Source organism: Phreatobacter sp. AB_2022a, from assembly GCF_026847585.1.
Taxonomy (GTDB): Bacteria; Pseudomonadota; Alphaproteobacteria; order Rhizobiales; family Phreatobacteraceae; genus Phreatobacter.
The window spans coordinates 22,103-35,277 of the sequence record NZ_JAPSET010000026.1 but is presented as its reverse complement, the minus strand read 5'-3'; the positions used below and the strand labels follow the sequence as shown (position 1 = coordinate 35,277).

At 70.2% G+C, this 13,175-nt stretch carries 9 protein-coding genes; 3 read left to right on the top strand and 6 right to left on the bottom strand.

Translation table 11 applies throughout. The features are described from left to right. Positions 1-5 precede the first annotated feature (5 nt). On the top strand, positions 6-212 hold the full coding sequence (locus tag OZ671_RS18850) for a hypothetical protein (RefSeq protein WP_268862173.1): 207 nt from the start codon (positions 6-8) through the stop codon (positions 210-212). Positions 213-296: 84 nt separating this feature from the next. Here OZ671_RS18850 and OZ671_RS18845 read toward each other — a convergent pair whose 3' ends face one another. Then, on the bottom strand, positions 297-1,496 hold the full coding sequence (locus OZ671_RS18845; RefSeq protein ID WP_268862172.1) for an acyl-CoA dehydrogenase family protein: 1,200 nt from the start codon (positions 1,494-1,496) through the stop codon (positions 297-299). A 198-nt stretch (positions 1,497-1,694) separates the two neighbouring features. Between OZ671_RS18845 and OZ671_RS18840 the strand changes: the two genes are divergently transcribed. Then, on the top strand, positions 1,695-2,477 hold the full coding sequence (locus OZ671_RS18840) for an enoyl-CoA hydratase/isomerase family protein (protein WP_268862171.1): 783 nt from the start codon (positions 1,695-1,697) through the stop codon (positions 2,475-2,477). Positions 2,478-2,512: 35 nt separating this feature from the next. Continuing rightward, positions 2,513-2,857 (top strand): winged helix-turn-helix transcriptional regulator, encoded by a 345-nt coding sequence (locus OZ671_RS18835; protein WP_268862170.1) that lies wholly within the window; start codon positions 2,513-2,515, stop codon positions 2,855-2,857. A gap of 16 nt (positions 2,858-2,873) precedes the next feature. Here OZ671_RS18835 and OZ671_RS18830 read toward each other — a convergent pair whose 3' ends face one another. Genes OZ671_RS18830 through OZ671_RS18810 form a run of 5 tightly spaced genes read right to left on the bottom strand, consistent with a single transcriptional unit; the run spans position 2,874 to position 13,105 of the window. Next, positions 2,874-4,226: a S8 family serine peptidase gene (locus tag OZ671_RS18830; RefSeq protein ID WP_268862169.1), complete on the bottom strand. Its 1,353-nt coding sequence runs from the start codon at positions 4,224-4,226 to the stop codon at positions 2,874-2,876. A gap of 11 nt (positions 4,227-4,237) precedes the next feature. Continuing rightward, a complete protein-coding gene (locus tag OZ671_RS18825; RefSeq protein WP_268862168.1) occupies positions 4,238-6,784 on the bottom strand; it encodes an nSTAND1 domain-containing NTPase in 2,547 nt (848 codons plus the stop codon). Positions 6,785-6,786: 2 nt separating this feature from the next. Beyond that, the gene (locus OZ671_RS18820) at positions 6,787-8,526 is read right to left on the bottom strand and encodes a trypsin-like serine peptidase (protein ID WP_268862167.1); all 1,740 of its coding nucleotides are present in this window, start codon (positions 8,524-8,526) and stop codon (positions 6,787-6,789) included. Continuing rightward, on the bottom strand, positions 8,527-11,301 hold the full coding sequence (locus OZ671_RS18815; RefSeq protein ID WP_268862166.1) for a phospholipase D-like domain-containing protein: 2,775 nt from the start codon (positions 11,299-11,301) through the stop codon (positions 8,527-8,529). Positions 11,302-11,353: 52 nt separating this feature from the next. Further along, on the bottom strand, positions 11,354-13,105 hold the full coding sequence (locus tag OZ671_RS18810; RefSeq protein WP_268862165.1) for a peptidoglycan-binding protein: 1,752 nt from the start codon (positions 13,103-13,105) through the stop codon (positions 11,354-11,356). Positions 13,106-13,175 lie beyond the last annotated feature (70 nt).

Sequence of the window (13,175 nt, the reverse complement as noted above, 5' to 3'; positions counted from 1 at the left end):
CGAATTTGGCGAGTGGCGAATGGGGGCGCGGCGGACATCACCGGCTCCCTTTCCATCCGCCATTTCGCTATCTCGCCATTCGCTTCACCATCGCCGAGCTCGGCGTGACGGCGCCGGTCAGCTTCGGCGAGCGCGAGCGCTTCTCCAGCCGGCGCGTCAACATCATGCGCGCCGATGTCCCGAACCTGACCTTCCGGCCCGTGGGCGAGTAGCGAGTGGCGAATGGGGAATGGGGGCGCGGCGGACATCGCCGGCTCCCTTTCCATCCGCCATTTCGCTATCTCGCCATTCGCCCCTCAGATCCTCTTGGCGATCTCCTCGTGCATCACCTCCGTGGCGCCGCCGCCGATCATCAGGATGCGGGCGTCGCGGGCCATGCGCTCGATCGGCGTGCCGCGCATATAGCCGGTGCCGCCATGGAGCTGCAGGCAGCCGTGCACCACCTCGTGCAGCACTTCCGGCGCGAGCGCCTTGATCATCGACACCTCGCGGCTGGTATCGAGGCCGGCCTGTTCCTGCGCCGCGGTCTGGTAGGTCAGCGCGCGCGCCGCGCCGGCCTTGGCGACGAGCTGGGCCAGCGTCTGGCGCGTCGCCTGCAGGTTCCACAGCGTGCCGCCGAAGGCGGTGCGCGTGCGGACATAATCGAGGGTCAGCTCGATCGCCTTGGCGCTCTCGCCGGCGCAGATGCCGCCGATGCACAGGCGCTCGTTCTGGAACGTGTTCATGATCGCGTAGAAGCCGCGGTTCTCCTGGCCGAGCAGGTTCTCGGCCGGCACGCGCATGTCCTCGAAGGCGAGCTCCGCCGTGTCGGAACAGAGCCAGCCATGCTTGTCGAGCTTGCGCGCGACGCTGAAGCCGGGCGTGTCCTTTTCGACGATGAACAGCGAAATGCCGCGGCTGCCCTTGGATGAAGGATCGGTGCGGGCGGCGACGATGAAGATATCGCCATAGACGCCGTTGGTGATGAACATCTTGGCGCCGTTGATGATCCAGTGATCGCCGTCGCGGCGGGCGGTGGTCCTGAGGCCGGCTACATCGGACCCGGCCCAGGGCTCGGTCACAGCCACCGCGCAGATCCGCCGGCCGGCAATGATGTCGGGGAGATAGCGGGCCTTCTGCGCGGCATCGCCGCTGATCGAGATGTGCGGGCTCGACATGTCGGTATGAACCAGCACCGAGGAGGTGAAGCCGCCAAAGCTCGACCGGCCGAGCTCCTCGGCGAAGACCACCGAGGCGAGCGGACCCATGGCGGTGCCGCCATCGGCCTCGGCATGGCGCATGCCGAGGAAGCCGAGCTCGCCCATCCTGAGGAAGACTTCGCGCGGGATCTTGCCGGCCGCTTCCCAGGCCTCGCCATGGGGCACGACCTCGGTCTCGACGAAACGGCGCACCTGGTCGCGCAGCATCAGGAGCTCGGGCGACAGGCCGACCGGATCGGAGAAGCGGAAATGCCGGTCGAAATCGGCGCTCCGGAGGTTCGCCTGGGCCATGGTCATCGCGGCGTTCCTTGTCCTTGTGCCCGCTTGCGGGACGCCCCGCGCAGGTGTTAGCTAAAAAGAAGATGGACGGTCGGTTTATTAATAGGAGTGGCACTCGACAGGTCAAGCGGACCGAACGGGGGATGACCGCGGCCCGGCCTTCGTCCATTGTCCGAGGCGACCGTCCGGGCTGCCGGACACAGGAGCACTTTCACCATGGCCGACCAGACCTCCCTGCTGCTGGATGAGCGCGACGGACCGGTGCGCGTGCTGACGATGAACTTCACGCAGCGGCGCAACGCGCTGGCGGTGCCGCTGCGGATCGCGCTGATCGCGGCGATGGAGGCGGCGCTTGCCGATGCCGACTGCCGGGCGATCGTGCTGACCGGCGCCGGCGGCCACTTCTCGTCGGGCGGCGACATTTCCGGCATGGAGGGCGTGACGGGGCCGGGCGGCCGGGAGCGGCTGAAGCTCGTCCACCGGCTAGTGCGGCTGATGGTGACGGGCGAGAAGCCTGTCATCGCCGCGGTCGAGGGCTATGCGGCCGGAGCGGGCCTCGCGCTCGCGGCGCTCTGCGACCTGGTGGTGGCCGCGCGCGACGCGCGCTTCCAGTGCTCGTTCAACAAGATCGGCCTCGTGCCGGATTTCGGCGCGGCCTGGATCCTGCCGCTCCGCATGGGCCTCGGCCGGGCCAAATATGTCATGCTGCGCGGCAAGGCCTTCGGCGCCGAGGAGGCCGAGCGCTGGGGCCTCGCCGAGGCGGTGGTGGAGCCGGGCACGGCGCGGGCCGAGGCCGTCGCGCTCGCCCATGAGCTGGCCGGCCTCTCACCGCTCTCCAACGGGTTTTCCAAGGCATTGCTGTCGCGCATGCCGCGCGACCTCGACGAGATGCTCAAGGCCGAGGCCGATGCCCAGGCCGTGCTGTTCACATCGGAAGACTTCGACGAGGGCCGCCGCGCCTTCCTGGAGAAGCGCGCGCCGCGGTTCAGCGGGCGCTGAATCGGCCACGCCGAGGCTGGTGCGGGGTGGAGATCATGCGTGAACCGGCAGAACCGAATTGCGGCCTCGGACCGGCGCTTCGCGTCATCGGCGGCAAGTGGAAGGCGACCATCATCTGGGAGCTGCATGCCCGGCCGCTGCGCTTCGGGGCGCTGCGCCGTGCCATTCCCGGCATCAGCGAAAAGATCCTCGCCGAGCAGTTGCGCGAACTGGAGGCGGCCGGCGTCGTCAGGCGCGAGGAGCTGAGCGGCAAGGTCCTGCATGTCGAATATTCGCTGACCGAACCGGGGCTGCGGCTCAATGCGGCGGTGCATGCGCTCGCCGAGTGGGGCACGGCGCACGCCATGCCGCGCGCGGCGCCGACTGCCGCGGCGGGCTGAGCTGGCTCGGCGAGGGTCAGCCGAAATCCGCCGGCGGCGCCAGGGCGAGTCCCGAGCCCTGCTGCTCGGTGTCGACATCGGCAAGGCGGCGCGCGCGGGCCCGCAGATTGGCCGCGACGTCCTCGGCGGTGACCCGTCCGTTGCGCGCCTTCAGGGCATCCCACCAGAGTGCGGCGAGGCCGGCGACATAGGGCGTGGCAGCGCTCGTGCCGTCCAGCGCGGCGAGGCCGCCGCCGGCCCTGGCGCCGACCACGCCGACGCCCGGGCCGACGAGCACGGGATTGATGTTGGAGAAGGTCGGTATCTTGCCGTCGCGCCCGACGGCGCCGACCGAGAGGACGCCGGCCGCCGCCGCCGGGATGCCGGTCCTGACGCTGTAGGGCCTCTCCTTGTCGCGCCGGCTCTGGTTGCCTGCGGCAGCAACGATGAGGATGCCGGGATCGTCGATGGTGGCCGCCCGCAGCACGTCGATCTGCCGCTGCAGCTGGTCGACCGCATCGCGGTAGCGCACCAGCGTTTCCCAGATGGCGGCGGACTCGTCCCAGCCCGCGAGGGTCAGCCGGCGGAACATGGCCTCGAAGTCGAAGCTGAGCGACATCGAGACGATATTGGCCTTCTCGCGGTGTGCCCAGGCGAGTGCATTGACCACGGCGGCGGTCGAGCTGCCGCCGGCGCCATCGAAGACCTTGGCGACGAGAGCCCTGCGGATCGCGGGCGCGACACCCAGCCTGACGCCGTCGGCCGCACCGCCGAAGATCAGGCTGGCGCAATGCGTGCCGTGGCCGTCGGCATCGGCGGCGGTGCCGCCGACGAAGCTCTCGGTGACGATGTCCATATCGGGCGGGAAGGCGGGATGAGCACGGTCGATGCCGCTGTCGAGCACGGCGACGACGACGTCGCCGGCCCTGCCGGCAAGATGGGCGCCGTCCGCGCCGACGGTGGCGAGGCCCCAGTCCTGCCCGGCCGCCTTGGCCGCGGCGACGCGCGGCGGTCCATCCGCGGCCGCGCCCTGCGCGGTGATGGCGGCGACCGGGAAGGCGCGGGAGACGATGTTCTGCGGGTCGCGGACCGCCTCGCGCAGCTGGGCCGGGCTGAGCTGCGCCCGTTCGGCGGTCATGCGCGGCCGGTCGCTGCTGAGAATGATCAGGCCGTCGGCGCCCGCGCCGGCGGATGGCGGCAGGAGCGCGTCCCGCATCGCCTTCGCTTCGAACAGGATGCGACCGCCTGCGCTGGTGCCATCGAGGCCGGAAACCTGGCGGTCGAAGCCGCCGCCCGATACGCGGGAGCGCATGGTGGTCATGCCCTGCAGGCCGCCGGAGGCGGCCGGCGTCACGCCTTCGATGCGCAGCACGACATAGTCGTCATCCATGGCCCGGTTTCCTAGGGGTCGAGGTCGATCCAGACTTCCAGCGTGCCGGCGCGCGGCGGCGTCGGGAAGCTGAGGAGGGCGGTCTGCGCCAGGGGCTGGTTCTTGTTGTAGGAGGCGAGCAGGCGCGCGACCTCGGCCGCCATGGGCGCGTCGGCGGCGAAGAAATAGCGGACCTCCGCGCGGCCGCGCGGCACGTTCTCCTGCTGGGGGGCCGGCGCCTGGAAGCCGGCGCCGTCGAGCCGGTCGCGCATGGCGCTCACCTGCTCCGGCCGCCCGCCGGCATACTGGATGAACACGCTCGTGCAGTATTGCCGCGCCGCCTCGACCTCGGCCCAATATTGCGGCCCGCGGCTGCGCGGCACCGCGAAGACATTCCCCACGACCTTTACCGCGGCGCCGCGCGGCACGATGCCGATCTGGGGGGCCATGGTGTAGTCGGCATCCGGCTTGTCGGCCCGCAGCCGGACGTTCGTGTTGAGCGTCAGCGTGGTGCCGGCACGCATGTTGCCGGCGGAAGGGAAGGGCGCGACCTTCTCCTCGCCGGGATAGCCCAGCCACAGATAGCCGCGGCAGGAGGGGTTCTGCGCCGGCGCGCTGATCGACCGCTGCCGTGTCGCCACGACCTGGGACCGCTGGTCGCTGCCGCTGGTCGGCGCGTTGCTGCGCAGATGCAGCCGCGCGAGCTCGCTCTCCTGCGCATCGCCATATTCGCGCAGGAAGCCGTGGAGCGGTCCGATATCGCTGACATTCAGGCTGTCGAGGCTGCGGCGAAGCTCTGCCTGGATCTGCATGAGCCGCGCCCGCGCGGCGGTCACGGCGTTTTCGGAGGCGATCAGCTGGGCCGTGTGGCGGGCCTGCCAATAGATGACGCCCGAGGCGACCAGGCATGCCGCGACGGCGAGGCCGGCGAGCTTGAGGAACAGGACGGTGCTCCTGGTCTGCCGCTCCACCTTGGCGCTCTCCGCGATCAGCGCGTCGAGCACTTCGGACTGGCCTTCGAAAGCGCGCGCTTCGACGAGGGCGTTGCCCGACAAGAGGTAGCCGGGAGCCTTGGCCTCGCTGGCCCAGAGCTTCGCCACCTCGCGCAGCTGCACCAGCTTGCGGTGGGTCTGCCGCTGGCCGTCGAGCCAGGCGCGCAGCCGCGGCCAGTTCCGGATGAGAGCCTCGTGGGCGACGTCGAACCAGTCGTCGGCCGCCACCGTGCCGCGCTCCTGCCGAAGCAGCCCGGCGTCGCTGAAGGCCGTTAGAACACTCTCCACGCTGTCGGCGTCGCGGCCGGCGTGAAGCTCGCCGCGGCGGCGCGGCTGGCGCACGAAGTCGTGGTCGAGGCCAGGCGTCACCAGCTGCAGAAAGATCTCGCGGACGACGTCTTCCTTGTCGGCGAGCGGCAGGGCCTGATAGACGCGCTCGGCCGCGCGCTGCAGCGCCTCGCGCGGCGAGCCGACGCGCTGCTCGACCTCCTCCGAGATCCAGTTGGTCTTGGAGCGCCGGGCTTCGCGCCACATTTCGTCGAGGGTGAACTGCAGGAGCGGCAGCCCGGACGGTTCGCCGGCGATCGACCGGACGAGCCGGTCGCAGACGCCTTCGGCAAAGCGCAGCCCGGCGCGATCGGCCGTGGCGATGACGGCACGCTTCAGGTCTGCCGGGGCGATCGGCGGCGGCAGGAAGCGGTTGTCGGCGTCGGCGGCCAGCGCGCCGAATGCCGGCAGGCGCTTCACGTCGTCGAGGAAGTCGTCGCGCAGGCCGACCACCAGTTTCGCCTGCGCGCCGAGATGGGCCATGGCGCGCGCAAAGGCGTCCCGCGCCCGGATCGAGGTCGCGAGCGTCAGGATCTCCTCGAACTGGGTGACGACCAGCAGGACCGGCCGCGGGAAGGCGGCGGCGAGCTCGGCTCCGAGCGTTTCCGGCTGCGCTTCCAGCCGGTCGCGCAGGTCGCGCAGGGCGGTGCCGCCGGCCGCATCGCCGACGATGAGCTGCGCGAGCCGGTCGAGCGGGTCGCTGCCGGGAGCCGGCATGCGGATCAGCTCGAGCCGCCCGCCGTCGCCGACGAGGCCCCGCTCGTGCAGGGCCGGGAGCAGGCCGGCCCCGATCAGCGAAGCCTTGCCGCTGCCGCTCGGACCGACAACCACGGTGACGGCGCGGGCCTCGACCTGGTCGGCGAGCTTCTGGGCGACGGTCTCCCGGCCATGAAAGATGGTGGCGTCGATCTCGTCGAAGGACTTCAAGCCCTTGAACGGCGAGACGTCGCCGAGCGCCGGCAGCGCGGCGGTATCGAAGCGGGCAAGCTGCGGGCCGGCGGTCTCGCCCGGCGAGATGCGGCCGAGCCGGACCAGCTCGGTCGACCAGAAGTCGAGCGCCGACTGCGCAAGCTCGCGATCCTGGCTCGACGACAGCCGCTTGCCGGTGGCGACGGCGCGGCGGATGAAACCGTCGATGGCGCGCGTATCGGTGCTGCCCTCGCTGCTCCTGGCGCGCCAGGCCCGCATCATCGCGAGATTGGCCGCCTGAAGCTCTTCGAGGGTTTCGAATCCCGTATAGGTCGGTGCGGCTGCGGTCATGGTCATGTGTCCTGCGCAAAGGCCAGCAGCGCCTTCATCGGCGCGCCGAGCTGCGACATCTGCCGGGCGCGATCCAGGAGGTCGCGATCGACGAACCAGAAGGCGCGCATGGTGCGCCGGCGGAAATTGCCGAAGAGGCGCGGCGTATCGGACCAGCGGCCATCGGCGATGCTGCGGTCGAGCTCGTCGCCGTAACCGACGAGCTCGGTAAGCAGGGTCGACGACAGGTCGGCATCGCAGAGAAGGCGGATCTGCTGCAGCGTCGGTGCCCAGCGCTCGACGAACATGTCCGGCGCCTGGATGGCGTCGTCCCGGACATGGTCCTCCAGCACCATCTGGTCGTTCTCGCTCGCCTGCCACTCGCCGTGCTGCTGGACGCGGCGGTTGAGGTCGTCGCGGATCTGAATGACCACCTCCGCGTCGAGCTCGATCTGCCGCGCCCCGGCCGTGCCGGCGAGCGGGCCGGCGCGGACGGCACTGGTCAGAAGCCTGTGCATGCCGTTGAAGTCGATGCGGTCGGCCTCGCCCCGCAGGCTCTCGTTGAGCATCTGCATCTGAGTGCGCACGATGCGCCGGATGCGCAGCACCTTGGCCCGCGGCTCGTCCTCCGGCTTGCCGCTCAGCGCGGCGGCGGTGCGCGCCATGTCCTCGAGCCACTGGAGCTGGGCAAGGCTGCCGCGGGCACCGGCGAGCGGCAGCTTCTGCGCCTGCTCGCGCGGCTCGTCGATCTTGACGCTCAGGTCGTCGGCGAGCGCCACCAGCTCGTTCACGCGCGGCTCGCCATTGGCGGGGACGCAGGCGATCAGCGGCGGCAACGTGCCGGTCTGCACATTGTGCAGGAATTCATGCAGCTCCTTGTAGATGTGCAGGCGCTCCAGCGTCTCCGACAGCCCTTCCAGAATCTCGGCGGACTCCTCCAGGAGACGCTTCACCGCAGAATCGTCCTCGGCCGTCCGGCGCAGCGCATTGAGCTGGTCGTGCAGCCGGTCGAAAGCGGACTGCGCGGTCATCGGCGCCAGGGCAGGGCCGAAGCCCGCGGCCTGGAGCGCTGCCTGGATCAGGCCGATCGGCACGCCGCGGCGATAGTCCTTGCCGCCCCAATTGTGCATGGCGATCAGCTCCCAGCTATCGTTGAAGCAGGGCGAGCCGGACGAGCCGGGCAGGGCCACGGGCGAATAGATGAGCCGGTTCTTCAGGCCATTGGACAGGAAGCCGAGCACGCCTTCGCCCTGGGCATTGATGGCGGCCGGCTCGCCGGCCGGATGCTGCACCACATAGACGCGCTCGCGGGCGATCACCGGCTGTCTGGCCGGCAGGCCGATCCAGCCGCGGCGCTGGCCGAAGACCGTCATGTCCTCGCTGACCGGCACTTCCAGTTCGAGCAGGGCATAGTCGAGCTCGTCGAGCGTCGGTTCGTCGGCCGCGCCGGGCACGCCATATTCCCAGGCCGAGGCCGGGCTGAAGGCGAGGCAGGCACGGACCGCGACCGGCTTGCCGGGCGAGACGCTGCCGTCGTCGCGGCGGTCGACGTCGAAACGGCAGGACACGGGCTTCCGCAGAGCCTTGTCGCCGCCAGCCAGGGCCTCGGCCAGCAACAGGACATGATGATTGGTCAGGACGAGGTTCGGCCCGACCAGGAAGCCGGTGCCCTCGGCCCGCCCGTCGATATCGACGCGGCAGACTGCGGACAGCGCCCGCATCTGGCGCTGGACATAGCCGAGCCTGGGGGTGAAGACGCACACTCACAGATCTCCCGACAGAAGTTCCGACAGGCTGACGCGGCGATAGCCGGCGGGCGCCGACGGGCCCTCCGCCGGCAGGACGGTGCTTTCGGCCTTTGCGGATTTTTTCGGCGAGATCGGGCGGGCCCGATCCCAGTCGATCGTGAAGGCATCCGCGTAATAGGCGGCAACCTCCTCGTCGTGGACGATGAGAGAAGCGTCGCGGTTCAGCGTGACGCCTTCGCCGCTCCAGTTGTGGCTGCCGATCAGCACGCGCCGGCCATCGACGATCATGCCCTTGGTGTGATGGTTGTCGATCTGGCGCAGCCGGCCGGCAATGTCGACGCCCCGGGCCTTGAAGTGCCAGGCCGCATGGGCTGGATTCGACAGGTCGCTGCCGCCGCTCCGGAGGATCACCCTGGCGTCCGGCAGGCGCTTCAGCTTGTCGGCGAGCGCGGCGATCAGCTCGTCGATATAGCCGCGCTCGACGTTCGGGCTCGACGGCATCGCGATGTAGGGGATCTGGAACCAGAGGCGCTCGCGGGCCGATCGGATCAGGTCCAGCACGGCCTCGGCATAGACCGCGCCGCGGGCATCCGGCGTCAGCAGCGGGCGCACGCGCAGCCGCCGCTCGATGACTTTCGGCGCGAGCAGGCCCGCCGGCGGCCTGCGTTCGAGTGCGGCGGCCTCGCCGACGGCTTCGGCGATATCGACATGACGCTGTCCGGGGGCCGCCTCGGCGATCACCTCGCTGGCGAGCGCAGCGGCGCGCACGAAATCCTGTCCGATATGCGCCCGGAAGCGCCGGGCGAGCGTCGGGCTCGTCAGAACGATGTGCCATTCGCGATTGCCCGGCAGGTCCTTGACCGTGGCATTGGCGCGCATGGCCTCGGTGACGACCGGCTGGCTCGAGCCGCGCTTCCAGTTGCCCGAGGAGAGCCAGATCGTGTCGTCTTCCCGGACCGAGACCTTGATGTGGTAGGCACGGGCGACGAGGCCGCGCGTCCCTTCGCGCGGCACGATGGCATGGAAGCGGCCGGCGAAACGGTCGCGCCAGGCCGCGAAGACCTCACCGCGGTCGAAGTCGCCATCCTTCACCGCGCCTTCGGAGAAGGTGACATTGTCCATCACGACGCGGAAGTCGATGCCGGCCTCGAGCCGCGCCTCGATCGCCGCGCGGATATGGTCGCCGTGGAATTCGTAGATGGCCGAGACCAGATGGCCGCTCGCCGCCGCCAGGAAGCGCTCGAGCTCGTCCCACGAATATTCCGGACCGACATGAAGCCTGGCGCGCATGGGTTCGACGACCGTCTCGAAGGAGAAGTCCTCACCGGTGCGGGCATCATCGTCATAGGCAATGGTGCTGATCGCCTCCGGACGGATGATGGTGTCCACCTGTTCCAGTCGATCCGCCGTGTCGTAGCGCACAGGATAGCCCATGAAGGCGGCGGGACCGGCGGTCGCGGCGTGCCCGAGCTCAGCAGGCCGGACCGAGGCCGCGATGCAGGGCGTATCGCCGATGGCGTCGCCTTCGTCGAGGAAGCCGGCGCGCACCGCGAGGACGCCGGCCGGCCTCTGCTTCCAGAAGGCGGCGACCGCCTCGTCGAGCGTCGTCATCGCGTCCGTGCCGGCTGCGGCCACGGGCGCGCCGGTGCTCATGACCGGCGTGCCGAGCCCGACCGTGACAGTGAGCGGAATGGTCCAGGTCGTCGTGCCGTTCGCCGATGCGGCGGGCACGACGGTCGCTGCTGCGGCGGCCACCGTCCGACCGTCCCGGTTCGGGCCCGGGCCGGTTTCGATCATCGGCGGCGCCAGCCAGCGGCGGCGCGCGACATAGTCCTTCAGCGCGGCGACCGGCACGGCGAGATTGCGCTGGCGCCAGATGCCGGCGAAATGCAGGCCGACGGCGGCGCCGGCCGCGGGATCGAGGACGAGGCCGCCGGAACAGCCGCCGAGCGTCGTGCAATCATGCGACGCCGCGCCGTCGAACGCGGCCATGGCAAGGCCCGGCGCGATGCGCTTCACGTCGTACTGGCTCTGATAGAGCCGGCGCATCAGATCCTGGTTGGGGATCGCGGCCGGATCGCCTTCGGCCGGATAGCCGATGGTGCAGACGAAGCCGTCGGGTGCCGCTTCGGCCGCGGCGAGAGGCACGGCCCGCGGGGCGGTGCCGGCGGCGTTGCGCCGTACGCGCAGGAAGGCGATGTCGTTCGGCCCGGCGGCGGGTTCGATGTAGAGCACCTCCTCGACCTTGAAGGCGCGCCGGTCGTCGCCGTCCTCGTCGCCCTTCTGGTGGCGCGTTCCGAGCGCCGCGCCGATCGGCCGGCCGCTGGCGCCGGCGATGAAGTCGAAGCTCCGCCCGTTCCACTGCGCGATCAGCGCGGCGACGTGACGGTTGGTCACCACGACGTCCTCGGCGATGAACCAGCCGGTGCCGAGATAGTCGATGCCGCCGGCAAAGCCCGACACGTCGATCCGCCCGACCAGCGGCAGAATGCCGGCCACCTTGGCGCTGTCGCTCTGCAGGGACGTGACCAGGGTCCTGGCTTCCGGCGCAAGCGGCGGCAGGTCGCCGAAGTCGATCCCGTCGGCCGTGACGAACAGCACCGGCCGGTGCTCGCTGACGATGGTTTCGATGGCGAGCGTGACCTGGCGCGGATCGGTTCCCGCGCCCGTGCTTTCGAGCGTCGTGGTGGCCGCCGACAGCAGGCGGCGGTCGAGCTCGGCGGCGTCGGCCGGCCGGCGCCGGCGCAAGGCGTCGAGAAAACGACGATTGGCATCGTCCAGCTCGGTCATGTCCGACATCGGTTCGCCCCCCTTGCCGATGCTTCAAGCCAGCGCCCGCGGCCTAGACCTTGAAGCCGGTCATCACCCCGCTTGTGGCCATCCGCTCGACCGCCGCTTCCACCGTCCTGATCCGTTCCTTGAACCGGGCGAGGCCGAGCCTGCGGAGCGCCTTTTCGGGCGCGGCGCTCGCCATGGCGGCGCTCAGCTCGTCGTAGCTCGCCCGTCCCTGATGGCGGATGTCCATGATCCAGAGCGCGGTGCGCCAGTCGCTGCCGTCGAAGCCAGCCACCTTGGTCTTGGCGGTCTTCAGAAGCGCCTTCGCGCTGTCGATGAAGACGCCGATCTGCAGCTCCTTGGCCTTGGCGTCGGTGCGCAGCCAGTTCATCAGCCGCGCGGCGGCCGACAGCTCGTTGGCGTCGATCTCGGTCGGCGAGCCGTTGAGATAGGCCATCAGGCCGGCGAGCTGCGGCTCGCGGCGGCCGTTCGGTCTGACCACGACGGTCACCTCTTCGAGATCGACCGGCCCGTGGCCATTGGCGAGGTGCACGGTCCGGCGCCCCGATGCATTGGCGCGCAGCGACAGTTCCGGAAAGTGCTTGTCGGCATCGGGCAGGTCGAGCAGGGCCCGCAGGTAGAGGATGAAATTGGCCTCCGGCGTATGCGCTGCGAGCTGCGGCGCGCCGAAGGTGAAGGCGGCGCGGTCATAGGTGTTGATGGTGGCGAAGCGGGCGCCGCTCTCGGCGGTCAGCGTCGGCTCGATGAAATGCGCCCATTGGCCGAAGGCCGCGGCGAAATCGACGGCCTTGTAGCTGCCGAAGCGCAGGCTGTCGGTGATCGCGCTGCTGCCCTGGAACAGGCCGACGCGATTCATGTCGTCGGTATAGCTGGTCGAGGAGCCGATGATGAACGACAGGCCGGAGGCCGTCCGGGCGCGGAACGTCCCGCCGCTGCGGTTGATGTCGACGACGCCGTCGAAGGTGCCCGCCGCGGCCGGCAGGCGGATCGGCCCGGAGCCGGTCTGACGATGCGCCGCGGCGAAGATCGCTTCGTCGTCCGGGCTCGGCCGGACCGGGAAGGCGAGGCCGAGCGTCGCCGCGGTATTCGGCCCGACAATGCCGTCGACCTCGAGCAGCTTGACGATCTGGAAGCCGACCACGGCCGCATGGGTCATCGGGCCGAACTCCCCGTCGATCGGGCCGGGGTCGATGCCGACGGCGGCCAGCGCGCGCTGGACGGCGACGATGGCCGCGCCCTTCTGATTGGGCGTCGTCAGCCAGAGATAGCCGGCAGGCAGTTCGGGTTTCGGTTTCGGCCCGCGTCCCGGACGCGTCTTGGGCGGCGGCAGCGTCCCGTCGGTCTCATAGTCGACGCCGGGCAGCAGGCAGCCGATGCCCCAGGGGCGCTGCGCCGCCTTGTTGAAGATGCCGACCCCGAAGGCGGCGCCACGTGCTTCCAGGGTCCGCTCATGGTCGCCCATCGATATCGCGACATGGCCGATGCGGCCGGCGGTCGGCGCGCGGATCAGGACGGCGCCGGGAATGGCGAGCGCATCCTTCCACGGAATGACGCGGCCCCGTGTCCGCGCTTCGCTGTACCAATGGCCGGAATAGGGTTCGGCCTTCGAGACCCTGGCGGCGCGGCCGGCGCCGAAGACCAGTCCATAGGCCTGGTAGGTGCACCAGGACGCGAATTCGGCGCAGTCCCAGGGGCCCTTCCAGTTGGGATTGTCGAGCGGCACCACCGCGCCGAGCACATAGGTCTGGCGGATCCGCGATAAGCCGACCTCGATGATGTCCTGTCCGTTGCCCGACATCGTCGTTCTCCCTGGTCCAGGATGCGTGGTGGGGCCGCGGCGGAGGCGGCCCCGGCTTGCCCGTGCAGAT

Coding starts and splice junctions, on each gene's coding strand:
- OZ671_RS18825 (WP_268862168.1), bottom strand. CDS start 6,784: ATGACCGCAGCCGCACCGACCTATACGGGATTCGAAACCCTCGAAGAG.
- OZ671_RS18835 (WP_268862170.1), top strand. CDS start 2,513: ATGCGTGAACCGGCAGAACCGAATTGCGGCCTCGGACCGGCGCTTCGC.
- OZ671_RS18810 (WP_268862165.1), bottom strand. CDS start 13,105: ATGTCGGGCAACGGACAGGACATCATCGAGGTCGGCTTATCGCGGATC.
- OZ671_RS18830 (WP_268862169.1), bottom strand. CDS start 4,226: ATGGATGACGACTATGTCGTGCTGCGCATCGAAGGCGTGACGCCGGCC.
- OZ671_RS18840 (WP_268862171.1), top strand. CDS start 1,695: ATGGCCGACCAGACCTCCCTGCTGCTGGATGAGCGCGACGGACCGGTG.
- OZ671_RS18815 (WP_268862166.1), bottom strand. CDS start 11,301: ATGACCGAGCTGGACGATGCCAATCGTCGTTTTCTCGACGCCTTGCGC.
- OZ671_RS18845 (WP_268862172.1), bottom strand. CDS start 1,496: ATGACCATGGCCCAGGCGAACCTCCGGAGCGCCGATTTCGACCGGCAT.